The 24,805-nt window shown below is 61.9% G+C and carries 20 protein-coding genes and 2 pseudogenes; 10 read left to right on the plus strand and 12 right to left on the minus strand.

Annotation, left to right across the window (positions count from 1 at the left end):
* Positions 1-50: 50 nt before the first annotated feature.
* The 4 genes from PW947_RS05370 to PW947_RS05385 all read right to left on the minus strand — a co-directional run bounded on the left by PW947_RS05370 (position 51) and on the right by PW947_RS05385 (position 5,958).
* Positions 51-2,330: a TonB-dependent siderophore receptor gene (locus tag PW947_RS05370; protein ID WP_299630033.1), complete on the minus strand. Its 2,280-nt coding sequence runs from the start codon at positions 2,328-2,330 to the stop codon at positions 51-53.
* 436 nt (positions 2,331-2,766) lie between these two features.
* On the minus strand, positions 2,767-2,940 hold the full coding sequence (locus tag PW947_RS05375; protein ID WP_299630034.1) for a DUF1289 domain-containing protein: 174 nt from the start codon (positions 2,938-2,940) through the stop codon (positions 2,767-2,769).
* 155 nt (positions 2,941-3,095) lie between these two features.
* Complete coding sequence (locus PW947_RS05380; protein WP_299630035.1) at positions 3,096-4,514, minus strand: hypothetical protein; 1,419 nt, start codon at positions 4,512-4,514, stop codon at positions 3,096-3,098.
* Between the two features lie 343 nt (positions 4,515-4,857).
* Positions 4,858-5,958 carry an IS5 family transposase gene (locus PW947_RS05385; RefSeq protein ID WP_299630036.1) on the minus strand — a complete coding sequence of 367 codons (1,101 nt, stop codon included), beginning with the start codon at positions 5,956-5,958 and terminating at the stop codon, positions 4,858-4,860.
* A 478-nt stretch (positions 5,959-6,436) separates the two neighbouring features.
* Here PW947_RS05385 and PW947_RS05390 point away from each other — a divergent pair, with 478 nt between their 5' ends.
* The 5 genes from PW947_RS05390 (at position 6,437) to PW947_RS05410 (ending at position 10,765) form a co-directional block, all read left to right on the plus strand.
* Positions 6,437-6,958: a 2,4'-dihydroxyacetophenone dioxygenase family protein gene (locus PW947_RS05390; RefSeq protein WP_299630037.1), complete on the plus strand. Its 522-nt coding sequence runs from the start codon at positions 6,437-6,439 to the stop codon at positions 6,956-6,958.
* Positions 6,955-7,704 (plus strand): SDR family NAD(P)-dependent oxidoreductase, encoded by a 750-nt coding sequence (locus PW947_RS05395; RefSeq protein WP_299630038.1) that lies wholly within the window; start codon positions 6,955-6,957, stop codon positions 7,702-7,704. The genes PW947_RS05390 and PW947_RS05395 overlap by 4 nt, the downstream gene beginning before the upstream one ends.
* Positions 7,705-7,791: 87 nt before the next feature.
* Entirely contained in the window at positions 7,792-9,093 is a 1,302-nt protein-coding gene (locus PW947_RS05400) for an MFS transporter (protein ID WP_299630039.1), read from the plus strand.
* 22 nt (positions 9,094-9,115) lie between these two features.
* Positions 9,116-9,844, plus strand: a complete 729-nt coding sequence (locus tag PW947_RS05405; RefSeq protein WP_299630040.1) for an SDR family oxidoreductase — start codon at positions 9,116-9,118, stop codon at positions 9,842-9,844.
* Between the two features lie 99 nt (positions 9,845-9,943).
* The gene (locus PW947_RS05410; protein WP_299630041.1) at positions 9,944-10,765 is read left to right on the plus strand and encodes an IclR family transcriptional regulator; all 822 of its coding nucleotides are present in this window, start codon (positions 9,944-9,946) and stop codon (positions 10,763-10,765) included.
* An 81-nt stretch (positions 10,766-10,846) separates the two neighbouring features.
* Here the strand turns inward: PW947_RS05410 and PW947_RS05415 are convergent.
* Both PW947_RS05415 and PW947_RS05420 read right to left on the minus strand, forming a co-directional pair.
* Positions 10,847-12,409, minus strand: a pseudogene (locus tag PW947_RS05415) (methyl-accepting chemotaxis protein); the annotation flags it as partial.
* 129 nt (positions 12,410-12,538) lie between these two features.
* On the minus strand, positions 12,539-13,432 hold the full coding sequence (locus tag PW947_RS05420) for an SDR family oxidoreductase (protein ID WP_299630042.1): 894 nt from the start codon (positions 13,430-13,432) through the stop codon (positions 12,539-12,541).
* A gap of 83 nt (positions 13,433-13,515) precedes the next feature.
* Between PW947_RS05420 and PW947_RS05425 the strand changes: the two genes are divergently transcribed.
* Positions 13,516-14,454, plus strand: a complete 939-nt coding sequence (locus PW947_RS05425; RefSeq protein WP_299630043.1) for a helix-turn-helix transcriptional regulator — start codon at positions 13,516-13,518, stop codon at positions 14,452-14,454.
* A gap of 39 nt (positions 14,455-14,493) precedes the next feature.
* Here the strand turns inward: PW947_RS05425 and PW947_RS05430 are convergent, their stop codons facing one another.
* Positions 14,494-15,621, minus strand: coding sequence for an MBL fold metallo-hydrolase (locus tag PW947_RS05430; protein ID WP_299630044.1), 1,128 nt, complete (start codon positions 15,619-15,621; stop codon positions 14,494-14,496).
* A gap of 83 nt (positions 15,622-15,704) precedes the next feature.
* On the opposite strand from PW947_RS05430, the gene PW947_RS05435 reads away from it, so the two are divergent.
* Positions 15,705-16,337: a TetR/AcrR family transcriptional regulator gene (locus PW947_RS05435; protein ID WP_299630045.1), complete on the plus strand. Its 633-nt coding sequence runs from the start codon at positions 15,705-15,707 to the stop codon at positions 16,335-16,337.
* Between the two features lie 10 nt (positions 16,338-16,347).
* On the opposite strand, the gene PW947_RS05440 is transcribed toward PW947_RS05435, so the two are convergent.
* Together PW947_RS05440 and PW947_RS05445 are read right to left on the minus strand one after the other, a co-directional pair.
* The gene (locus tag PW947_RS05440; protein WP_299630046.1) at positions 16,348-16,722 is read right to left on the minus strand and encodes a gamma-glutamylcyclotransferase family protein; all 375 of its coding nucleotides are present in this window, start codon (positions 16,720-16,722) and stop codon (positions 16,348-16,350) included.
* Between the two features lie 34 nt (positions 16,723-16,756).
* Positions 16,757-16,981 (minus strand): annotated as a pseudogene (locus PW947_RS05445) (hypothetical protein); the annotation flags it as partial.
* Positions 16,982-17,124: 143 nt separating this feature from the next.
* Here PW947_RS05445 and PW947_RS05450 point away from each other — a divergent pair.
* The 3 genes from PW947_RS05450 to mctP all read left to right on the plus strand — a co-directional run bounded on the left by PW947_RS05450 (position 17,125) and on the right by mctP (position 20,636).
* Positions 17,125-18,486 carry a protein kinase gene (locus tag PW947_RS05450; protein ID WP_299630047.1) on the plus strand — a complete coding sequence of 454 codons (1,362 nt, stop codon included), beginning with the start codon at positions 17,125-17,127 and terminating at the stop codon, positions 18,484-18,486.
* 474 nt (positions 18,487-18,960) lie between these two features.
* On the plus strand, positions 18,961-19,158 hold the full coding sequence (locus tag PW947_RS05455; RefSeq protein ID WP_299630049.1) for a DUF3311 domain-containing protein: 198 nt from the start codon (positions 18,961-18,963) through the stop codon (positions 19,156-19,158).
* Complete coding sequence (gene mctP, locus PW947_RS05460) at positions 19,155-20,636, plus strand: monocarboxylate uptake permease MctP (protein WP_299630050.1); 1,482 nt, start codon at positions 19,155-19,157, stop codon at positions 20,634-20,636. The genes PW947_RS05455 and mctP overlap by 4 nt, the downstream gene beginning before the upstream one ends.
* A 104-nt stretch (positions 20,637-20,740) precedes the next feature.
* On the opposite strand, the gene PW947_RS05465 is transcribed toward mctP, so the two are convergent.
* The 3 genes from PW947_RS05465 to PW947_RS05475 all read right to left on the minus strand — a co-directional run bounded on the left by PW947_RS05465 (position 20,741) and on the right by PW947_RS05475 (position 24,744).
* Entirely contained in the window at positions 20,741-21,562 is an 822-nt protein-coding gene (locus PW947_RS05465) for a hypothetical protein (RefSeq protein ID WP_299630051.1), read from the minus strand.
* 123 nt (positions 21,563-21,685) lie between these two features.
* Complete coding sequence (locus PW947_RS05470; RefSeq protein ID WP_299630052.1) at positions 21,686-23,728, minus strand: ATP-binding protein; 2,043 nt, start codon at positions 23,726-23,728, stop codon at positions 21,686-21,688.
* 95 nt (positions 23,729-23,823) lie between these two features.
* The gene (locus PW947_RS05475; protein ID WP_299630053.1) at positions 23,824-24,744 is read right to left on the minus strand and encodes a LysR substrate-binding domain-containing protein; all 921 of its coding nucleotides are present in this window, start codon (positions 24,742-24,744) and stop codon (positions 23,824-23,826) included.
* Between the last annotated feature and the right edge of the window lie 61 nt (positions 24,745-24,805).

The raw sequence follows: 24,805 nt of genomic DNA on the forward strand, positions 1-24,805 counted from the left end.
CGAAGCCAGTATGCAGCATCAAAAACGGCATGCTCCCAGTGTTTAGCCGATCAGAAGTCATACGTCACCGACAGTCGCGCGGTGCGCGGTGCACCGAGATACAGGTACGCGTCGCCTTGCAGTTCGCCTGCGTCCTGCCAGTAATACTTGTTGAACAGATTATCGACGGCGACGCGCACTACGGTCTTGTGACTGCCGATCCTGGTCGTATAGCTCGCGCCCAGATTGAACACGAAGTACGACGGCACGCGTGCAGTGCCTTCCTCGTTCGCATTTTTGCTGCCCACGTAATTCACGCCGCCGAGTAGATGCAAACCGGCCAGCACGGGCATCGTGTAATCCGCATAGACGGCGGCGCTCAGGCGCGGTACGTTGATGACCTGATGCCCCTCGTAAGCGGCCGATCCCGAGTCATACGCGCGCGCACGAATCGCCGCGAGACTCGCGGTCAGCGTCAGGCGTTCGGTGGCGCGGCCGGCGGCGCTGAGTTCGATCCCCTGATGACGTTCGGTGCCATGCTGCACGAACGTATAACCCGCATCCGACGAATCGGGCTGCGCGTATTCGAACGGTTTGTTGATCGAAAACACTGCAGCCGTCAGGCTCAACCGGTTTTGCCAGTCGTATTTCGCACCGACCTCCACCTGATTCGATTCGACCGGCGGCAGGTAATCGTAGGCATTGCTCGCGCGCACCGGCGCCTGATCGCCGAGCGACAGCGCCTTGCTATACGACGCGTACAGACTCAGCGGCTCGACCGGTTTATAAACCAGCGCGACTTGCGGCAGGAACACAGTTTTATCCGTGCCGGTTTCGGGACCGTCCATGCTCGACCAGCTTTTCTGACGCAGAAATACTTCGCGGCCGCCCGCGAGAATTTGCCAGTGATCGTTGAAGCTCACGCGATCCATGCCGAACAGCGAATACTGGCGCGCGTCCAGATGCGGATACGACGCGCTCGGCGAATTCGGCGACGGTGAAAACGTCACGTCCGGTCCGTAAATATTCTCCGAGCCGACGTAGTCGTATACGGAGTCGGACAGATCGACCACGCGGCGCTGCACGCTCGTGCCGAACGTGACTTCGTGGCGAATTGCACCGGTCGCGAACTTGCCGGTGACGACCGCTTTCAGTTCATCGTTACGTCGATATTCGCCGGGGCTGCGGTAGTCGTAGACGTCGAAATCGCCACTCGAACTGAAGAAATACGGTGACGTGCCACCCGCGCCGCAACTCGCGACGTAATAGCAGCCGTACGCGAATGCGACGTTATCGTCGATCATCGTATGGCTGCGGCCGGCCGCGATATACGCTCGCCAGTTATCGTCGAACTGGTAGTCGAAGCGCGCGTTCAGGTTGAGTGCGTCAGTCGTGACGGGCTTCGCCCACGGTTGCGCACCGAGCAGTCTCGATGCCGATGCCGCCGACGGCACCACCGTTCCGCCCAACAGTTGATAGCCCGATTGCGAACGCTGGATCAGTTGCTGGAATTCCGCGTCGAATTGCAGCGATGCACGCGGACTGATGTTCCAGTCGGCGGCGATCGATCCGAACGTGCGCCGTCCGTTCGTGCCGTCCACATACGAGTGGATATTCTCTTTCGCCGCATTGATCCGGATGCCGAACTGATCGTCGACACCGAAGCGTCGGCCGAGGTCCATCGCCGCCGACGTCGAACCACGACTATCGACGCCTGCCGTTACGCTCGCAACGTTCGCGGGGCGCTTGGTCACGAAGTTGATCACACCGCCCGGCGCGATCACGCCACTGTCGATGCCGGCGAGACCTTTGAGGATTTCGACCTGTTCCTTGTTTTCGAGCGCGACGTTCTGCTCGCCCGAAATGCTCAGGCCGTCGAGCCGGATCGCGCTCGCCGGATCGACCGGATAGCCGCGAATCGACAAGCCTGGGTAATAACCGACCGGCGCATAGGCGTTATTGACGGACGCGTCGTTGCGCACCACATCGGTCAGCAGTCTGGCTTGCTGGTCGTCGAGCAGCGCGCGATTCACGACGCTGACCGAAGCGGGCGTGTCGCGTAACAATGCATCGTCGTAGCCCGCCACCGACGCGGTACGCGCACGAAACGTATCGCCGTTCGTGCCGTTGACGGTGACCGTCGGCAGCTGTGTGCCGTCGGCGGTAGACGGTGTTGAAGACGCGGGCGCTGGTGCGGCAGCGGAACTCGTGGCGTCGTTGGTCTGTGAGTACGCAGACTGCGTGGTCAGCAAACTGGTCGCAACCGCCACGCCGATCGTGGTCTTCTTCAGTTGCCGCGCGGACGGCGTGAGCAAGGTCTGCGTCAGCCGCTTAGGTCTAATGCTTGTCATATTTTTAGAAAAGCGCCGAATTCCAGCCGCGAAACACGCGACGCCGACGCAGAGCAAATGTGGATCCAGAATATCAACCAACGCAGTGGAATCAGGAAATCACCGTGTCCCGACCAATGGTAAGGAGCCAAAAGACCCTTAAAACAGGCTTATCCTTGCGAGGCACGGATTGCACCATGCGGCCGCGCGTGGGTCAAATAGGATCTTCACTCCCCGTGATAACTTCGCGACACGTGGCGAATCCTTGCAATTCGACTACGCATTGCACGAATTCGGACGGTCGATATCGTATCGCGGAGGCAGCGGCGCGGATGGAGCGCCGGATGATGGAGGGTTCGCACGTCGGGTTCGTGCGTGTGCCGGGTCACGAAGCATTGTCGTGTCGGCGGATATTCCGACCGGTTGGCGCATGTATGCGGCGCCGTGGCAACCGGCCTTACTTCCTGATCAGGATGATGCGTTTGGGCTTGTCGTCGATGATCTTCTGACGGTGCTTGTTCTTCATTTTCTTCCACTCTTTGCACTCTGTCCGCGTGCGCAGACATCCCACGCAAAGGCCGGACTTGCTGTCGAATTTGCAGATGTCGATACAGGGCGATTTGACACTCATGACGGAAAGCTCGCAGATCTCGCTGATGTGCTCTCCACTGTCGCATGAACGCGTCTCGACCGCAAAATGAACCTGTCAATGACGGCGATAGCGCAGTGTTTTTTGCGCTATCGCGATCCGGGAAGTTTAAGTTTTTCCGTGATGAGGTCAGGTGGTTAAAGCGCGGCAATGCCCGAGAGACTCGGCGAAAAAAAGTACTCGCCGCCTTTCATCACGACAAAGTCGCGGAAGTCGAAAGAGACTGTCGCGCCGGCCTGACCCCAGACTTTCGGCCAGACTTGCGCGGTCGGTGCAGGGTTCGCATGCTGACCGATGACGGGATCCATCCCGGAACCGGCGCCGGGGAATCCCGCGTTATCGACCCATAGCGTCTGAATGAATTCGAACTGGTCGACGATGCTGCGCTGATAGGCCATGAACAGCAATCCGACACCGTCCACGGGCATTTTTGAAATGTCCTCGAACGTGTCGGCCGCGCGTTCGCCATAAGTAATCCCGCGCCGCGCCATATGACGTGTCATCTCGTCGACCAGTCCACCAGGCCCACTGCCGCGAGGATTGCTCTTGCGAATATGCGACATGAACGGGCAGCGCGATCCGTCGGTATCGTGCCGATAATCGAAGTCGTTCGGTACGGCGGCATCGTTCGGTGGAAGACTATCTTCGATCAACGGCTCGTCGGACAGCGCCACCGGCGTACCGTCCTCGAACCGGCCGATCACCAGCGCACCCGCAAGTTCACGCGCGTCGCCGGTCAAGCCCATCGCGGTCGCAAGCACCTGTTCCTGGGTCTTGAACGCCCTGACCTTCTCCTCCAGCTTCCGAAACACGAAGTAGCTGCCACTGGAGTCCGCGCCGCCAAACGGATCATGGATCAGCACCTGCGCGGGACCGACCATCGGGTTCCACAGTGTGCGGCCGTCCGATTCCCCGGCGAGATCGCGTTCCAGCATCAACGGCTGGCTTCTGCCATCGACATAACCAAAGTGTTCGATGCCGTTGCCCCGCTCATTCTTTTGCTGATCGCCCGGCTGCGAGACAAGCACATCCGCGAAGGCGCTCACTTCGATTGCGACTTCCCTGGCCATGAACGCAACTTTGGCCTGCTGCACGTCGGCAATCAACAGCATCGCGTGAATCTCGTCAGCGAACCCCGGCTCCCAAGCTGCAATTTTCGGGTCGTTCAACGGATCGATGCTCGCCTGCGCGCCCGCACGAAAGCTCGCATCGCCGAACGCGGCCGTGTCCTTGCCGAGATACGCGTACCCGGCCGCACTGACCACGAAGATCTGAAACACGCCGCCATCCTTTTGGGTCGCCTTGAACGCCGCTGCATCGTCGATCTGCTTTTGCGCACTGGTGATCCGGGCCTTCAACGGACCGTGCAACCACGCTCTCACCATTGCAATCCGACCCGGCTTGAACTTCAGGAAAATATGCGCGGAATGATCGCGCCCATGCCCTTTAAGGATATTGCCCTGCAGGTCGCTCAGGTTATCGATCTGATTAGCCAGATCTTCTTCCGACAGAGGCTTGTCGATTAAATGCAATGCTTGCGGGGACGTTGTACTCATCGAAAATCTCCTGAATGCCGCTGCCGCCGGGAAAATCGTACAGCGTGTATTGGGCTCGAGCGGGCCGCTCATCGGTATCAGGCAATGGGACGATAAGCGACCGGAATTGGCACGACCGGTTCCCGCCAGGCGCAACGCGTTGCTACATGCCTCTCTCCGGAAACCGTTCGTCTTTCGATAGATGAAAGACAACTAGCAGGCCGTTGAAATATCCGTCGTTGACGCGCTGAGGTGCGTTGCGACGGATGCTGAGCTTGCATTTCTAAAACATGAAACACCTTTGTCGGCGTTCGAGAGCCGTAGCGGATTCACTATATCGATGCGATTCATTGCTTCGAACCCCTTAACCGGCAAGTGTGCGCATACGCGTCAGGTTGTAGCCAACCTGCGTCAGCACGAAGAGTTGGTCTACGCGCTCAAGTCCCCGACACATCGCTTGCCGGATTCGCCCAACCGTCTTGCCCCAGCCGAACACCTGTTCAATGCGCTTTCGCTTTTTCTGGCTTACGGCATAGCCGCTCCAGCGCGTCGTTCGCTCGTCGATCGCTGAGCCGCCGGGACGACCATCGTTTTGCGCAACATGTGGCGTAACGCGGTGTGCGCGACAGGCGGCCACGAAGCCGGCGGTGTCGTAGTTCTTGTCCGCGCCCACCGTGATACTTCGCGGTGCAACGCTCGCGGCATCAATAAGCATCTGCGCAGCGGCATCGCGTTCGGCAGTGCCCGTAGCCAGCGTCACCTGTGCGTTGACTACGAGTCCGTGGCGGTTGTCGGTCAGCACATGGCCCATATAACAGAGCACCGCACCCGTGCCTTTGCTCTTTCGAAACAGGCGTGCCTGGTCGTCTGTCGTGGATGCGTGTGTCTCGTTACTGCGCTTCTGACCGTGCCAGTTCTCGTTCGGCGCGGGAGGTTCGTCAGGCGGTGTGTCGTCTTCGTCAGAAGCAGATTTCGGCACAAAGCTCTTGTGTCCAGCCCACGCCTGAATCAGTGTGCCGTCGACGCTGAAGTGTTCCCCGGAAAGATGTCCGCGCTCACGCGCGGTTTCGACTGTCTCGTTGAACAACAACACCATTACGTCATGTTCGAGCAGCCGCTCGCGGTTCTTGCTGAACGTCGAGTGGTCCCACACTGTGCCGTCCATCGGCAGCCCGACGAACCAACGGAACAACATGTTGTACGAAATCTGTTCCACCAGCATGCGCTCGCTGCGAATCGAATACAGAACCTGCAGCAAGAGGGCTCGCACCAGCTTCTCCGGGGCAATGCTGGGCCGTCCACCTTTCGCGTCTGCCTCGTACATCCCCATGAACACGCCGTCCATGCGCTTGAGCGCATCGTTTAGCCAGGCACGAATCGGACGCAACGGATGGTCCTTCGGCACGAAATCGTCCAGCTTCAGGACTGTGAACATCGACTCGGTAAATCCATCTGCCCCACGCATCGGGTCCGTCTCTCTAGCATTGATGACATACGTTCAACGTTTACGCCTCCGTCGACGATGACAGCTTCGCGGAGTATTTCAACGGCCTGCTAGATGTAAGGCGAGAAAGATCGATAAGTAAACGTCAAAAACTTTCGCAGAATGTGAGTTATCAGACAGAAGTCAGCCATCCTCAAAAAATCAATTATCGTTTAAACCTCTTCAACGCTTTAAAACACCCGTCCCTCAATTAAATCCATATTTGAAAGTCCAAAATTAGCAGGATCGCTAATAACATCTTATCAATTAAAAACCGAATACAACTCACGCCATGAAACCGGAATCGGTAATACCGGAAAAGCATGGCGCGGCCCGTTCACGTCAGCCGCGAGACGAGATCGTCCGTGATTACCCCAGGATTGACCTAGGCCAAACGACTTCCGATAATAGCCACATCGTGGACTGTACGTCCATATTGTGGACACAAAAGAGGAATTCAATGCCCGATACGACCTACTCCGCCATGACGCCGTACCAGCTTCCGTTCCCCAAGGAAGCGCAAAAGGAAGTCGTCGTCCCGTTCGCCATCCCGACAGATGAACGGGTCTGGGTGCCGCAAGCCGAAAACGTGTCGTTCCGGCCGCTTTGCCTCAACGCATCGCAGGGTTACTGGATGAACCTGCTGCGCGTGCGCAAGTCGGGCGTGCTCAGTCGCCACCGTCACCCGCAAGGCGTGCACGGCATGGTGTTGAAGGGCCGCTGGCGCTACCTCGAACACGACTGGATCGCCACCGAGGGCAGCTACGTCTACGAACCGCCCGGCGAGACGCACACGCTGTACGTGCCCGAAGACGTCGAGGAAATGATCACGTATTTCCAGGTCAACGGCGTGATGTTCTATTGCGACCCGTACGGCAATTACACCGGTTACGAAGACGTCTTCACGAAGATCGATATGTGCCGCAAGCACTACACCGAAGTCGGTCTCGGCGAAGACTACGTGGACCAGTTCATCCGATGAGCACGCGCCCTACATTCGCCGGATACGACTTTGCGGGACGCGTCGCGGTTGTGACGGGCGCGGCGGGCGGCATCGGACGCACGGTATGCGACGCGTTCGCGCAAAACGGCGCCCGCACGGTCAACTGGGATCGCGTCGCGGGCAATCTGGACACGCCGGACGCACCACGTCATTTCGCCGTCGATATCACGCAGCCCGATTCGATCCTGGCCGCACTCGACGCGACGCTCGCCGAATTCGGCCGCATCGATTGTCTGGTGAACAACGCGGGTTTCGCGGGTCCGACACTGCCGCTGGACGAATACGATCCGCTCGAATGGCAACGGGTGATCGACGTCAATCTGCTCGGCACATATCACGTCAGCCGCTTCGTCGTACCCGTGATGCGGCGGGCGAATGCGGGGCGAATCGTCAACGTCGCATCGCTGGCGGGCAAGGAAGGCACGCCGAACGCGTCCGCGTACAGCGCAGCGAAAGCTGGCGTGATCGCGATGACGAAATCGCTCGGCAAGGAACTCGCGCAGACCGGCATCGTCGTCAACGGGATCGCGCCCGCCGCGGTGGAAACACCGTTACTCGCGCAGATGTCGCCCGGTCATGTTCAAACGATGATCGGCAAAAGTCCGATGGGCCGTCTCGGCACCACCGACGAAGTCGCGAGTCTCGCGTTGTGGCTCTGCTCGGATTCGTGCTCGTTCAGCACCGGCGCGATCTTCGATCTGTCCGGCGGACGCGCGACGTATTGAGTTCCGTCAATGCCGCGATGAACTCGCCGACAGGCTCGATCGGCACACGCTCAAACACTACAAGATCACATTCGGTTGGAGACAAACATGCCCCAGAAATCACAGCGCCTGAAGCGCACGCAGGTGATCGCGGTCGTCTTTCTGACGATTGCCGGCGTCGTCAATTACCTCGACCGCAGCACGCTGTCGATCGCCAATCATTCGGTTAGCCAGGAATTGCATCTGTCCGGCGCGCAGATGGGTTTGCTGCTGTCGGCATTCTCGCTTGCGTATGCGTTCGCGCAGTTGCCGGTCGGCGCCATGCTCGACCGCTTCGGCTCGCGCGCGATGCTGGGACTCGGCATGCTGGTCTGGTCGCTGGCGCAGGTGGCGGGCGGCTTTATCCAGACGCTCAATCATTTTCTGGCCGCGCGGATCGTGCTGGGCGTCGCCGAAGCACCACTGTTTCCGGCGGGCGCAAAAGTCGTCAACGAATGGTTCGCAGTGCGCGAGCGCGGTGGCCCGACCGGCACCTTCATCGCGTCGTCGACGATCGCGCCGATGATCGCACCGCCATTGCTGACCGTACTGATGCTCTCGTTCGGCTGGCGTCCGATGTTCGTCATCATGGGTGTGCTCGGCGTGCTGGTGTCGGTCGGCTGGTACGTGGTCTATCGCAATCGCGACGAAGTCGCGCTCACCGAAGCGGAAACCGCTTACCTGAACGACGGCGTGCAGATCGAAGAACGCCCGAAGGGCCTGAGCTTCGCCGAATGGGGCACGCTGTTCAAGCTGCGCAATACGTGGGGCATGATTTTCGGCTTCATGGGCGTGATCTATATGGTGTGGCTGTATCTGACGTGGTTGCCCGGCTACCTCGAACACGAGCGCCATCTGAGCATCGCGCGCACCGGCTGGCTGGTGTCGATTCCGTACATCTTCGGCACTTTCGGCATGGCGGGAAGCGGCTATATCGCCGATTACCTGCTCAAGCGCGGCATGGCGCCGATCCGCAGCCGCAAGTGGCCGGTCTGCGTCGGACTGATCGGCGCGGCGGCGTTCACGGTGCCTGCGGCCTACACGCCCAGCACCGCGCTCGCGATCACCTATGTGTCGCTCGCGATGTTCTTCGTCAATCTGGCCAGCGGTAGCGCATGGGCGCTCGTCAGCGTCGCCGCGCCACGACATCTGGTCGCGTCGCTCGGCAGCATGCAGAACTTCGGTGGTTATCTCGGCGGCTCGTTTGCGCCGGTCATCACCGGCATCGTGGTCGATCAGACACACTCGTTCGTCAATGCGTTGCTGATCAGCGCAGGCGTCGCATTCGCCGCCGCGTTCGTCTACCTGTTCGTCGTCAAGGAAGTGGCCCCCGCGCCGCTGCCCCGCGCCGCGACCACACAACCGACTTAAGTTCTTCTCCAGCGGAATTCACATGACATTCAAAGACAATCTTCTCGAAGGCAAAGTGGCGCTCGTGACGGGCGGCCTGTCCGGCATCGGGGCTGCCATCGCGAACCAGTTGGCGCAACTCGGCGCGAAAACCGTCGCGGCCGGTTTGTCGTTGCCGGACGGCGCGCCCGACACGCTGAACGCCAGGATCGGGCAACGCGAACTCGACGTGCGCTCCGCCGACGACGTCGCGGCAACGCTGAAAACCTTCGACCGGCTCGATTTCGTCGTCAATTGCGCGGGCGTGATCAGCCGGATCGAAGAGCATCGGCTCGACGTGTTCGAGCGCGTGATGGACATCAATCTGAACGGCACGATGCGGGTGTGCGCAGGTGCGCGCGAGATGTTGAAAGCGTCGTCGGGATGCATCGTCAATACGGCTTCGATGCTGAGCTTCTTCGGCGGCGGGCTGGTGCCTGCGTACAGCGCGAGCAAGGGCGCGATTGCGCAGCTGACGAAGTCGCTCGCGATCGCCTATGCGGCCGACGGCATTCGCGTTAACGCGATCGCGCCGGGCTGGATCGCCACGCCGCTAACGCAGGCGTTGCAGGACGACGACGGCCGCTCACAGGCGATTCTCGACCGTACGCCGATGCATCGTTGGGGACAGCCGGAAGAAGTCGCGCAGGTCGCGGCGTTTCTGTGCACGCCCGCCGCGTCGTTCATGACGGGCGCGATCGTGCCGGTCGATGGTGGCTATCTGGTGGCTTGAGTGCACGTCTGACCGTTCGGCGGTACGCAATCTCGCAGTCGATATCGGGGCCATAAAAACAAGGGCATAATTGATTACATTCCGCCCATCCATTGCCTGATGTCGACCTCCGATTCCAAGCTCCCGCCAGGCGCTGCGTCCGCCGACGCAAAGACCGTCGCCGGCGCTGCCGCGTTCTCCAAGTTCATCGCCGTGCTGCAACTGGTCGCCGACGCCGACGCGCCGCCGAACATCGCGAAACTGAGCGCGGCCAGCGGCTATCCGCGCCCCACCGTTCACCGGATCGTCGCGGCATTGCAAGCCGAAGGGCTGATCGTCGGCACGGCCAGCGGCAACACCTTCGGCCTCGGTCCGCGCCTCGTCAATCTGGCGAGCCGCAGCTGGGAGCGCTCCGACCTGCGCATTGCCGCAGTCGACGCGCTGATGAAGCTGCGCGACACGACGTCCGAAACCGTGCACCTCGCCGTGCCCAGTCAAGGCGCGATGGTGTACATCGAAAAGCTCGAAAGCCCGCATGCCGTGCGAATGGCATCGCGAATCGGCACGCGGGTGTCGCTGACGTCCAGCTCGGTCGGCAAAGCGTATCTGTCGACGCTCGACGCGGCCGGCCGCGAGGCGCTGCTGAAGGACGCGCCGCTCGAACGCTACACCGCGAACACCATCACCGACCTCGACGCGCTACGCGCCGAACTCCTGGTCACGGCCGAACGCGGCTATGCCGAAGACCGCGAAGAAAACGAAATGGCCATCTCATGCTACGGCGCGGCGATTCGCGGCACCGACGGACACACGGTCGGCTGCGTCAGCATCAGCATGCCGACCTTCCGTCATCAGACCGATGCGCGAACCTGCTATATCGAGCCGCTGCTCGCCGCATGCAGGGACATCGCCGCGCGTCTCGGACCGACCGCCGGGCGCTGAGCGCCGGCGTCACGCCCGCGCGAAGCCGTTCAGGGTCGCCCCACGCGAAACCAACCCAACGTCGTGCGACGTCTCCGCCGGTGCATTCACGATGAAAATCGCCACGGCCGATCTCAAGCTCGCCGCCTGATCGGCCATCGCCTGCGCGGCGGCGGTTGCCTGCTCGACCAGCGCCGCATTTTGCTGGGTGACTTCGTCCATCTGCGTGACGGCCACGTTGACCTGCTCGATGCCGGTGCTCTGCTCCGCCGACGCCGACGCGATCTCGCCCATGATGTCCGTCACGCGCTGAACCGAACGCACCACTTCGCCCATGGTTTGACCGGCGTTTTCGACCAGCTGCGAGCCGCTCGCGACATGCGTCACCGAGGCCTCGATCAGATCCTTGATTTCCTTCGCCGCCGAAGCACTGCGCTGCGCGAGCGTGCGCACTTCGCCCGCCACCACCGCGAAACCGCGTCCCTGTTCGCCTGCCCGCGCCGCCTCGACGGCCGCATTCAGCGCGAGGATATTGGTCTGGAATGCAATCCCTTCGATAACCGAAATGATTTCCGCGACCTTCGACGAGCTTGCCGTGATGTCGCGCATCGTATCGACCACCTGCTGCACCACGTCGCCGCCCGACGCCGCCGTTTGCGACGCGCTCGACGCCAGCGTGCTGCCCTGACGCGCGTTATCGGTGTTCTGTCGGACCGTCGACGTCAATTCTTCCATGCTGGCCGCCGTTTCTTCGAGCGACGCCGCCTGCTCCTCGGTCCGTTGCGACAGATCGACGTTGCCTTGCGCGATTTCGCCCGCCGCCACCGAGATCGATTCGGCCGAATCCTTGATGCCCGACACGATCGACGTCAACTTCGCGCGCATCGCTTCCAGCGACATCATCAGGCTCGACGTGTCGGCCGCTGCGACATCGATATGCACCATCAGATTGCCCGCCGCGATCTCGCCCGCGATCTGCTGCGCGACGCTCGGCTCGCCGCCCAGTTGACGAAGAATGCTGCGCGTAATCAGCGACGCCGTCACGATGGCGAGCAGGATCGACAGTGCGGCGATGGTCGCGATCGTCGCACGCACGTTCGAATACGTCGCGACCGCTTCCTTCTGCGATGCCTTGTTGAGTTCGTCTTCGAGATCGGCCAGTTCGACCGCTCGCGCGAGCCAGATCCGCTGCGGCACGCGGGCGTCCTGCAACAAGGTGCGGCCGGCACCCGCCGGATCGTCCGACACGGCCAGCTGCGCGACCTTGCGCAACGGCGGCAGCGCAGCGGCTTCGTCCTGCTTCAACGCGGCAATCAACGCGCGTTCGCGCGGCGTCGTCGAGACTTCCGACGCGAACATTTTGTCGAGCGCCGAATAGGCGTCCGCATACATCTGATCCTGCTTCGTGATCCGGTCGGCCTCGCGGCTCATGTCCTGCTTGTCGGACATCAGCGCCATGTTGCGCACGGCGATGGCGCGATCCTGAATCGACGAGCGCAATTCGTTTGCGAAGCGGGCTTCGGAATTGTTGACGCGAGAGATCTCGTCGAGCTTCGCGTTCAGGTCGGACAAGCCATAAAACGCTACCGAAGCAAGCGCGATCAGCAACAACGTCAGCAATCCGAATCCAAAGATGAGCCGGGTAGATAACTTAAGGTTTTTCATCTGCACTTGATCCTCTGTCGCCGTGCCGTTTAGGAGATTACGACTTGTTTACGGCATGCTGACAGCGGAATGAAGAGCAATCTGCAACGACTTTTTGACGCAGACCAAAGTCCGCGCGTTGCATTCACATCACGCGAAGTAATCGGTTTCGCGTAGATCGGTCAAAAGCGCCGGATGCTCCGGTTGCCAGCCCAGCGTCTCGCGCGTGATGGCGCTGGAAGCGTGATTGTCGAGCGCGACGAATCGCGCGATCCAGTCGAAATGCGCGGCCGCTTCGTCCGGTGTGAGACTGCGCGCGGGCACGCCCAATCCCGCGCCGATGGTCTCGGCAATCGACCGCATCGGCACGCCCTCTTCGGCGACGCCGTGCAGCCGCGAGCCCGCTGCCGCGCGTTCGAGCGCAAGACGGAACAGCGCGGCAGCGTCGAAGCGATGCACGGCCGGCCATCGGTTCGCGCCGTCCCCGACATAAGCCGCCACGCCCGTGCGCCGCGCGATGCCGATCAACGCGGGCACGAAACCGTGATCGCCGGCGCCGTGAACCGTCGGCGACAACCGCACGACGCTGGTGCGAACGCCGCGCGCCGCCGCATCGATCACCAGCGCTTCCGACGCGGCGCGCGGGTGCGCCGTGCCGCCATCGTGCGGCGTGTCGTTTTCGGTGGCGATGCGGTTACCCGCGACCAGTGCCGTGCCCGAGGTGGACACGAACGGCTTGCCGCTGCCTTCGAGCGCGTCGATCATCGCGGTAATCGCGCGACGGTCGGTTTCGGCGGCTGCGGCCATCGCGGAGAAGTCGTGTACGTAGGCCAGATGAATCACGCCATCCGATGCGCGCGCGCCGGCGGCAAGGCTGGCGGGGTCCGATAGATCGCCGCGATGCACGTCGGCGCCGAACGCTTTCAGCGTGTCGGCGGCGGCGTCGTTGCGGGCCAGCCCCAGGACCGTGTGTCCTGCGGTGATAAGCTGATGAACGGTCGCTTCGCCGATAAACCCCGTCGCCCCGGTGACGAATACTCGCATGTCAAACTCCTCGTGATGTTCGAATCGGATTCATGATTCTCGTATGTGGCTTGAGACCGTAAAAGCCGGGAGCGTATACCGTGATGCCTGTTAACACCCTCAGCATGCTGAACACGGCCACGCCGTCGCTCGGCGCTTTCTTGCGCGATCGCCGCTCGCGTCTCGCACCCGGTCCCGAGGTTCAGGGACGACGCCGGACGCCCGGCTTGCGGCGCGAAGAAGTGGCGAGTCGCGCGAACGTCAGCGTCGCGTGGTACACGTGGCTGGAACAGGGTCGCGGCGGTCCGCCGTCGGACGAGGTGCTGGAGCGTCTCGCACGGGCGCTCGAACTCGATGCCGCCAGTCGCGAGATGATGTTTCTGCTGGCGCAGCAGCGTCCGCCACCGCGCCTCGCTCCGGTCGATCTGCCGCCCGTCGCGCCTGCGGTACAACGCGTGCTCGACGGCATGCCGACCAGCCCCGCGCTGGTCAAAACACCAACCTGGGATGTAGTCGCGTGGAACGCGGCGGCGACCGCCGTGCTGGCCGACTACGCGTCGTTGCCGGTGCGCGAGCGCAATGTATTAAGGCGGATTTTCAGCGACACGCACGCTCAGGTCGCCATGCCCGATTGGGAAGACGTCGCGCGATTCGCGATTTCGGTGTTCCGGATCGACGTTGCGCGCGCGGGCAACCTGCCCGAGGCGGCAGAACTGGTCGCGGAACTGGAGGAGAGCAGCGCTGCGTTTCGTCGGCTATGGGCCGAGAACGATGTGCGCAACCACGCGGGCGGGATCAAGCGGCTGCGTCACCCGGTGCTTGGATTGATCACGCTCGAATACTCGGCGTATTCGGTGGAGGACGCGGAAGGCTTGAGCGTCGTCGTCTTCACACCGACCATCGCCGCCGAGGTTCGCGCGATAGAACGCTTGATTGCCGCTCGCGCTCACGCGGCACAAGCGGAAGAAGCGTCACACGGAGTGCCTGCACTCGCGCAGCCGTCGGAAATAGCGTCCGGCGCACCATCGAAAGCACCGGCGTAATCGAGCCGTGGCGCCGCGCATGCGAGCGCCCGGCGTGGGCTACGAATTCGCGCCGCCTGCGCTACGGCACGAAAACCACCGGCGCGACGGCTTTTTCGCATCGACGACATCGGGCACGTTGCGCCACCAGCGTTCGCCGCGATGCGGCGCGGCCAGATCGACCCGCTCGCCCATCCGCGGCGTCGACAACGGAATACCGCGCGCCGCCGCCAGTCCCACCACCCGCTCGAACGGTTCCTGCCACTGGTGCATCGCCAGATCGAACGTGCCGTTGTGAATCGGCACCAGCCAGCGGCCGCGCAGATCGGCATGCGCCTGCACGGTGTCGTCCGGTTGCATATGCACATACGGCCACTGTGCATCGTAGGCGCCGGTTTCGATCAGCGTGACGTCGAACGGCCCGAGCCGATCGCCGATGGTCTTGAAGCCATCGAAATAACCGGTGTCGCCGCTGAAGAACACGCGCAGGTCGTCGTCGGCGATTACCCATGATGCCCACAAGGTGCTGTTCGAATCGAACAGACTGCGCCCGGAGAAATGTTGTGCGGGCGTCGCGGTCAGCGTCAGGCCGTCGATCGAGTCGGTTTGCCACCAGTCGAACTGGCGGACCTTGGCCGGATCGATGCCCCATTCGATCAACCGGTCACCGACGCCGAGCGGCGTCAGAAACACGCCCGTCGTAGCGGCCAGCGCGAGCACGGTGTCGCGGTCCAGGTGGTCGTAGTGATCGTGCGACAGGATCACGCCGCGCAACGGCGGCAAATCGGCCAGCGCGATGGGCGGCGCATGAAAGCGCTTCGGACCGACGCTTCGAAACGGCGACGCACGCTCCGCGAACACCGGATCGGTCAACCAGAACTGACCGCGCAATTTCAGCAACATGGTGGAATGGCCGAGCCGGTACAGGCTGCGATCCGGCGCGGCGTCGAGTTGCGCGCGCGTCAGCGGATCGACCGGCAGCGCGCCGCCCGGCACCGTGTCCGCCGGCTTTCTGAACAGCATGTTCCACATGATGCGCAAGGTCTTGCCGAAGCCTTCGACAGGACGCGGCCGCGCGTTGCGAAAACGCTCGCCGTCATGCTGCGCCGACGTGCGCGACAGTTCGCGCCCGCGCCTTGCGGCGGTGAATCCCAACGCGCGCCCCAAAAAACCGCTGACCGAATTCATACGATGCGTCCCGACACGGAAAGTAGACTGATCAGTGTAGTTTATTCGAGAAAAAAGTAAACTGCACGGTGTAAAATTTAAACATGAACACCCGCACCGCCGACCTCACGCCCCAACGTCTGACCGATCGCAAGCGCGTCGCCGTCATCGCCGCCGCTATCGAAGAATTTCTCGCGGCCGGTTTCGACGCGACCAGCATGGACCGGATCGCCGCGCGCGCGAACGTGTCGAAGCGCACCGTGTATAACCATTTCCCGAGCAAGGAAGCGCTGTTCGCCGCGATCCTGCATCGGTTATGGGAAGCGAGTCATGAGGGCGAGGCGCCTGCGTATCGCGGCGACCAGCCGTTGCGGCCGCAACTGATGGCGTTGCTGACGCGCAAGCTGCGTCTGATGAACGACGACGCGTTTTTGTCGTTGGCGCGGGTGGCGATCGCCGCGGGCATTCATTCGCCGGAACGAGCGCGCGACATGGTCGCGCGGATGGGCGAGCGCGAAGAAGATCTGACGGTATGGATTCGTGCCGCCGCGATGGATGGGCGACTCGCTGCCGACGACCCGGTGTTCGCGTCGCAGCAGTTGCAGGGTCTGGTGAAGGGTTTTGCGTTCTGGCCGCAGGTAACGATGGGCCAGCCGCCGTTGACCGACGACGAACGCAGCCGCGTGGCCGCGTCAGCCGCCGATATGTTTCTTGCGTGCTACGCGTCGGCGTCGTGAGCTGGCGTGATTATTCCGGTCGCGCCGACTGCGCATCGACATACACCCACGCCGACACGCCCGAGGCCAGTACCACGCGGTCGCGTCGATACGCATCGACTTCGTAGTCGTCCGCGTGCTGCAACTCCGCCGGCGTGATGGCGAACACCATGCCGCTTACCGAGTCGGCCGGATTGCCGCTATACGTGACCACCGGATGATGCGTCTTGCCGCTCGTCGCCACGACCGCCGCGTCTTCTATCTTCAGCATCGTCAATGCGTAAGCCGGCATCTGGTCGGCGTCGCCGTCTAGCTTGCGGCCGAACGTGGCGAGTTGAACCTGTTCGAGTTGCAACGTGCCATACGAAAACAGACGCTCCGAATACACCTGATCGGTACTGGTCATAATGTGAACCGCGTTGATGAATGATCGAACGATTCTACCTACAGACTCGCATTTTCGTGATCTCGCGGACAGGTCGGCCTTTTATAGACATACGCGTGATACGCGTCGCGAACTGGTTGTTCGCGCCCGTGCCCGAGTTACCGAGGAAACTGCTGCTCGAACCGATTTCAGCCTGCACCGGCACGCTACGACCCGACACCGTGTTGCTGCCCGATGCCTTCTGCCAGATCGCGAGCAGGTACACGTCGGTACGCTTCGACGGTTTGCCCACACTAGCGCCGCGGCGATCGCCGCCACGGCTTCACCGCTCACACCGGCCGATTCACAAGACATGTTGCTGCAACCCGTAGAATTGATGCGGTTCGATCATCAATGACCGGCTAACGGAATAACGCTTCCATCGTGACGACCACACTTGAACAACTGAAGGCGGGACAACTTGCCGGTGCGCGGCAACTGAAGCTCGCGTGCGGGTTGACCGAATTCCCGCGCGAGATTTTCGATCTCGCCGACACGCTCGAAGTCCTCGACCTGTCCGGCAATGCACTGTCGACACTGCCCGACGATTTGCCGCGGCTTAGCCGTCTGCGAATCCTGTTCGCGTCGAATAACCGCTTTACCGAATTGCCCGCGATGCTGGGGCAATTCCCGCAACTCAGCATGGTCGGCTTCAAGGCGAACCGGATTCGCACCGTGCCCGGCGCTGCGCTCGGGCCGCAGCTTCGCTGGCTGATCCTGACGGATAACGATATCGACGCATTGCCCGCGGAAATCGGCGCGTGTTCGCAACTCCAGAAGTTGATGCTCGCGGGCAACCGCTTGCGCGCGTTGCCGCCCGAGATGGCCGCATGCACGCGTCTCGAACTCGTGCGTCTTGCGGCGAACCAGTTGAGCGCACTACCCGACTGGCTATTGCGCTTGCCGCGATTGACGTGGCTCGCTTACGCAGGCAATCCGTTTAGCGAAGCACTCGAACACACCGCGTCGATCGATACGCCGGTCGCGGAGATTGCGTGGACGTCGCTTGCGCTCGAACACACGCTCGGTGAAGGCGCGTCGGGCGTGATCTATCGCGCGACGCTGCGCGCAGACGACAGCGACCAGCCGCGTCCCGCGCAGCATGTCGCGCTCAAGCTGTTCAAAGGCGCAGTCACGAGCGACGGTCTGCCCGACTGCGAAATGGCCGCGTGCATTCATGCGAGTCGTCATCCGAACCTGATCCCGGTGATCGGCAAGGTGAAAGATCATCCGGACGGCACGCATGGACTGGTGATGACGCTGATCGATCCCGCGTTCGACAATCTCGCCGGACCACCGAGCATGGCATCCTGTACCCGCGATATCTACCGCGACGGCCTTCGCTTCGACAACGCTGCGGCGTTGCGAATCGCGCATGGCATCGCGTCGGCAGCGAGTCATCTGCATCGACGCGGCGTGATGCACGGCGACCTGTACGCGCACAACATCCTGCATGGCGGCGACGGCCGCGCGTTGCTCGGTGACTTCGGCGCGGCATCGTTTTTCGCGCCTGACGATCACGAACTCGCCCGCGCGTTGCAACGTCTCGAAGTACGCGCATTCGGTTGTCTGCTAGAAGAACTGATCGAACGTAGCGACGTAAGAACAGCCATTGGCGCAAGCGACGTCGATGCATTGCTCGAAGCCTGTCTAAGCGAACAGGTTGACGAGCGGCCGTCATTCGATACGATCACGATGCGGCTGTCCGCGTGGCTGTCCGGGCTCACCGCAATCTCACCGCTTTAGCCAAAGCTATTCAATAAGCTTAGCGTCGATCATGTCTTTAGCGATTTCAATATCGCTAAAGAACTTTCCACTCGGCATGGCGCTGTCTACGCAACTTTACGTAGGCGATTTCGCTAAGGCGCTTACGGATGACACCGTTCTTTCGTGTGCGTATGATCGCGGTCAATCCGGTAAATGCCGAATACCGCGTGTTCGACCCGCGCTGCTTTCAAATTAATTACATATCACGCTGATTCAGCTGCATTTCATTACGAACTGTCAGCTTCAACCGGTTCGAACCCGCCTTAGAAGAGGGATGTTTGCCTCGACAGAATACTCAAAGGCCCTTGCGGGCCTTTTGACGTTAGTGAAGCACGCGCTTTGCACCCAAATGATGCCAAGCGTTTTGTAAGCTATTGCGAATGCGTGACTCATAAGGTCTCGCGTCGGCAATCGAGTCGTTGGTTTCAAAATGCAACCCAGAAGGAGACCGTAGTGCCATCAACCGAACAATCCGGCCGTTCCTGGCTTTGGTTAATCTTGCTGATCCCGTATGTCGCGCTGCTTTGGCTGCCGTTCTATAACGACACGCAACCGTCGTTCGCGGGTTTTCCGTTCTTCTACTGGTATCAGTTTCTGTGGGTTCCGCTCACGTCGGTGCTGATCTACGTCGTGTACCGGGGCCTTAAATGAACGATATCAATCCAGTCAATCCGGTCGCGATGACCGTCTTCATCGCCTTCTTCGTTCTCGTCACTGTCGTCGGTTTCTTTGCGGCACGCTGGAAGCGCGGCGACCTGACGCAACTGCATGAATGGGGTCTCGGCGGACGTCAGTTCGGCACCGTCATTTCGTGGTTCCTGGTCGGCGGCGACTTCTATACCGCCTATACCGTGATCGCGGTTCCGGCACTCGTCTACTCGGTCGGCGCATACGGTTTCTTCGCGTTGCCGTACACGATCATCGTCTACCCGTTCGTGTTCGCGGTGATGCCTAAACTGTGGAAAATCGCGAAGGCGCGAGACCACATCACGGCGGCCGATTACGTCCACGGCGAATACGGCGGCAAGTGGTTCCCGGCTGCGGTCGCGTTGACGGGTATCGTCGCGACGATGCCGTATATCGCGCTCCAACTGGTCGGTATGCAGGTGGTGATCAAGGGACTCGGCGTCACCGGCGAATTGCCGCTGATCGTCGCATTCGTGATTCTCGCGCTGTACACGTACACGAGCGGCCTGCGTGCGCCGGCGATGATCGCGTTCGTCAAGGACATCATGATCTACATCGTCGTGATCGCCGCCGTCTGGCTGATCCCGTCGAAGCTCGGCGGCTACGCTCACGTGTTCGATGCAGCCGATACGTATTTCAAGGCCAAGGGCGGCGCCACCGGCATCATCCTGAAGCCGACGCAATTCACCGCCTACGCATCGCTCGCACTGGGCTCGGCGCTCGCGGCGTTCATGTATCCGCATACGATGACGGCCGTGCTGTCGTCGTCGTCCGCGCAGACGGTGCGCAAGAACGCGATTTTCCTGCCGGCGTACACGTTGTTGCTCGGCCTGATCGCGTTGCTCGGCTATATGGCCATCGCAGCGGGCGTGCATGTGAAATCGGCTTCGGACATGGTGCCGACGCTGTTCAACACGCTGTTCCCGTCGTGGTTCGTCGGCTTCGCGGCGGCGGCGATTGCCATCAGTGCGCTGGTGCCTGCCGCCATCATGTCGATCGGCGCAGCGAACCTGTTCACGCGTAACCTGTGGCGTCCGCTGGTCGCACCGTCGATGGGTCCGGCTCAGGAAGCGTCGACCGCGAAGATCGTGTCGCTGGTCGTGAAGTTCGGCGCGCTGCTGTTCATCGTGTTCCTGCCGACGCAATACGCCATCGACCTTCAGTTGCTCGGCGGCGTGTGGATCCTGCAGATCTTCCCGGCAATCGTGTTCTCGCTGTACACGCGTCGACTGAACACGCCGGGGCTGTTTCTCGGCTGGCTGGTCGGCATCGTGATCGGCACGAGCCTCGCGATCATCCAGGGTCTGAAGCCGGTGTTCGCGCTGCATCTCGGCGACGCAACGTACCCGCTGTATATCGGTCTGATCGCGCTGGCGGCGAATATCGTCGTCACGTTTATCGTGTCGGCTGTCACGCCGAAACGCGCGGCCGTTTCCGTCTAAGCCTGCTTCTGCCACTTCGAGCGGTTGCCCGAAAAACCGGTGACGGCACATGCCGTCACCGGTTTTTTTTCAGCCTTCACGCGTCACACATCACACATCACACATCACGCAGGGCGGTGCTTCTCCGATAGCGCCAGCAACGCGAATCCGCACATCGCGATCACGATCAGCCATATCAAGGTCTCGTCCCAGAAGAAGTGCCACGGATTGCGCGGCCAGTACAGCTTCAGAAACACATAGCTCGACGTGCACGACACGACCATGTACGACGCGAGCGCGACGAGCAGAATCCCCGCTTCGCGCACCGCGCGTTTGCGCTGCCCGGTCAATTCGCCTCCCACCAGCATCAGCGACAAGCCAATCAGGATGAAGACGCCCGCACCCGATTGCGTGGCAGTGGCATGCGCGGGCGCCTGACCGTTGAACAGTCCATAGAGCGTGACGAGCATTACGAACGCCGCAAGACCGTATAACAGGCGTCCGGCAGCCAGTCGCGCCGCACGCCAGCCGCCGTCCGGCTCGAACGCGGCCGGACCGATATCGACCCGCGACAGCACCAGCACCGCCGCCGGCACGCAGGCGATCAGCAAACCCCACACGGTCGAACCCAGCGACGTCGTGGTGGTCAGCAGATCGACGGCGGCATTGACCGCCGTGACGCCGATCAGAACGGGTTTCGCGCGCGACATCCCGCGCATCAGCGCAATCGCGATGCCGAGATTGGCCAGCGCGACGCTGCCGAGCCACATCCATTGCAGCGGCGCGGACAGACGCGATGTCGGTGTCAGCGCAACGTCGATCGAATGCGCGGCGTGATACGCCCGATACAGCAGAAGCAGGCAACTCACTGCGGAAAAGTACAGAAAGCAACCGACGAAAGACGGCAGCAACGAGCGCGTCGTCACAGGTGGCGCAGTGGCGTTCATAGGAGTTCTGGTTGGAGCATGCCCGGTCGATACAGACATCGCGCAAAAGCCGATTGCCTGCCTTACCGCGTATTACGGCACGAACCGCCGGAAATTGAGGGCGGCGGGATTCCCCGCGCGCCGTCAGCGCCGGTTTTCCAGAACGAAGCGGACCTTGCGCGCGAGTGCCTCGCGCGTATAGGGCTTGACCAGCAACTCGACGCCTTGATCGAGCCGGCCGCCATGCACGATGGCCTCTTGCGTATAGCCGGACGTGAACAGCACGCCGATCTCGGGCAACCGCTCGCGGGCGCGCGCCGCCAGCTCCGTGCTGCGCAACGGGCCGGGCATCACGACATCGGTGAAGAGAAGATCGACGGGAATGCCGCTTTCGACGATCGCGAGTCCGCTCGACGCGTTACCGGCTTTCAGCACGCGATAGCCGAGTTCCTTCAACATCTCGACGACGACCGATTGCACGCCTTCGTCGTCCTCGATCACCAGAATGGTTTCCGAGCCGCCCGTCACCGCTTGCAACGCACCCGGCGCGACCTGCGCTTCGATATCGAGCGAACGCGGCAGATACACGCTGACGGTGGTGCCACGGCCCACGTCGCTGTCGATCGTCACGTGCCCGCAGGATTGCTTGACGAAGCCGAACACCATCGACAGTCCAAGGCCCGAGCCCTTGCCTTCCGGCTTGGTCGTAAAGAACGGCTCGAACGCCTGACTGACGACGTCGGGCGACATCCCGCAGCCCGTGTCGCTCACCGACAGCCGCACGTAGTGCCCCGGCAGCACATCTTGTTCGTTGCGCGCGAAATCGGCGTCGAGTTCGACGTTGTCGACGTGGATCGAAAGCGTGCCGCTGCCGTCCATCGCATCGCGCGCGTTGATGCACAGATTGAGCACCGCGTTCTCGACCTGCGCGGTATCCACGAAGGTATTCCACAGGCCGTCGGCGATACGGATCTCGATCTCGAACGCCTCGCCGAGCGTGCGTCCCAACATGTCGTGCATCGCCGTCAGTGCGCGCCCGACGTTGACGACCTTCGGTTCGAGCGCCTGACGCCGGCTGAACGCGAGCAGATAGCTGGCGAGTTTCGCACCGCGATCGACGGCCACCAGCGCGTTGTCCATCCGCTGCGTCGCGCGCGCATTGCCTGCGACTTCGCGCGGAAGCAGTTGAAGGTTGCCGGAAATGACCTGAAGCAGATTGTTGAAATCGTGCGCGACGCCACCCGTCAAACGGCCGATCGCTTCCATTTTTTGCGCCTGCTGCAACGCGAGTTCCGCCTGCCGGAGCGCCTCGGCAGTTTCGCGATCCGCCGTCGTATCGCGACCGATCGCAAGCGTCACGCCGTCGCGTTGCGCGCCGGTCCAGTCGATCGTCGTATAGCCGCCGTCCTTGCGCAACACCCGCGATTCGACGCGAAACGACACCTCGTTGTCCTTGCGGGAAAGCTGTCCGGCACCGAATTTCGGCCAGTCGTCCCGATGCACGAGATCGACGATGCGCCGTTCGATCACGTCCGCCTCGCTCCAGCCGAGCAGGCTCAGAAACGCCGGATTGACCGACTGGAGCCGTCCTTCCGGACCGATCACGACCATTGCATCCACCGACAGCCGCCACATCCGGTTGCGATCCGCCGTGCGCGCTTTCACTTCGTCTTCGAGCGCCGCCGCGAACGCCTGCAACTTGCGTTCGGCGAACACCTTCGCGGTGGTTTCGACAACCGTGTCGAGCAGACCGGTGACGTTGCCGTGTTCATCGAAAACCGGGCTGTAGCAAAACGTAAAGTAAGTCTGCTCGACGACGCCGTAGCGGATCACTTCGAGCGGAAAATCTTCGATGAAGGTGGACTCGCCCGCGAGCGTGCGCTCGGCAATCGGCCCGATGACGTCCCACGCTTCGGCCCACACATCGCGGAACGAGCGGCCGAGCGCGAACGGCTTGCGGCCGAGGATCGGCACGAAAGCGTCGTTGTAGATCATCGTCAGTTCGCGGCCGACCGCGAGACACCCCGGAAAATTCGACGCCAGCACCATATTCGCCGCGACGCGCAGCGAAGCCGGCCACCGCTCGATCGGGCCGAGCGGCGTCGTGTGCCAATGATGCGTCCTGACGCGGTCGGCCATCGCGCCGCGCGCGTAGATCGGGATACCTGAAATGGGTGTGTCGTCCACAGCTGACCGTGTCCTGTGTTGCGAAGCCAGTGATTCGATGCCGCGATAGCCGGGGCTTTCATGTTCGAAGCACCGCGCCGGACAAAATTATCGCATCAACTTTTGCCCGGCACTTTCCGGCGCTCACGCGGGCTTTCGGTCCGTTCCCGCAGCAAGACCTGGTCCGAGCAGGCCAGAAAACCCTTGATCAGCCGGGCACGCGGCGACGCGCGATGCCACAGCACGCCGAAGCGGCGCGGTTCGGTCTGCACCGGCAACGCGAGTTTCGCGACCTCCAGATGCGTGGTCAGCGGCGACACGATATCCGGCACCAGCGACACCCCCAGCCCGCGATCGACCATCATCGCGATCGCCATCAGCGAGTTCAGCTCGAACAGTTCGTGCGGAACGATCTTCGCCGCCCGCAGATACTGGTCGGCCTGTTTGCCGCCGCCGAGCGACCGGTCGTAGCGGATAAACGGCTCGCGCGCGAGCAGATCGTGCGGATCGCGGCCGGCGAGTCGCGACGGCGCGAGCACGACGATCGGCTCCTCGCGCAGCAGGTGCCAGTCGTACGCTTTCGGCAACGCGAAAGCCGGATGCAGGCACACCGCGACGTCCACATCGCCGCGTTGCAGCGCTTCATACAGTTCCATCGACGTGCCGGCGCGAATCAGCACGTTCGCCTGCGGGAACGCGCTCGCGAATCGCGCCAGCACGTCCGGCACGAGGCTCAGCAACGCGGTGGTGATCGTGCCGATCCGCAGTTCCCCAGCCGCCACGCCTTCGAGCGCGAACGCTTTCAGTTCCCCGAACTCGCGCACCAGCCCGCGCGCCCGTTCGATCACGCGATAGCCCGCCTCGGTCGGCATCACCGTGCGGCCGGAGCGCACCAGCAACTCGACGCCCAGTTCGCGCTCCAGCGACTGAACCTGCTGTGCGACCGCGGCCGGCGTCACGCCGATCCGGCGCGCGGCTTCCGCCATCGAACCGCTATCGACGACGAGCAACAGATTGGCGAGAAAGGCGACGTCCATAACGATAGTTTATCTGTCGTTTGAAGATAGGTCTGGATAGTTTATCTAAATCCAGACGAGT

This window comes from Paraburkholderia sp. (assembly GCF_028283785.1).
Taxonomy (GTDB): Bacteria; Pseudomonadota; Gammaproteobacteria; order Burkholderiales; family Burkholderiaceae; genus Paraburkholderia.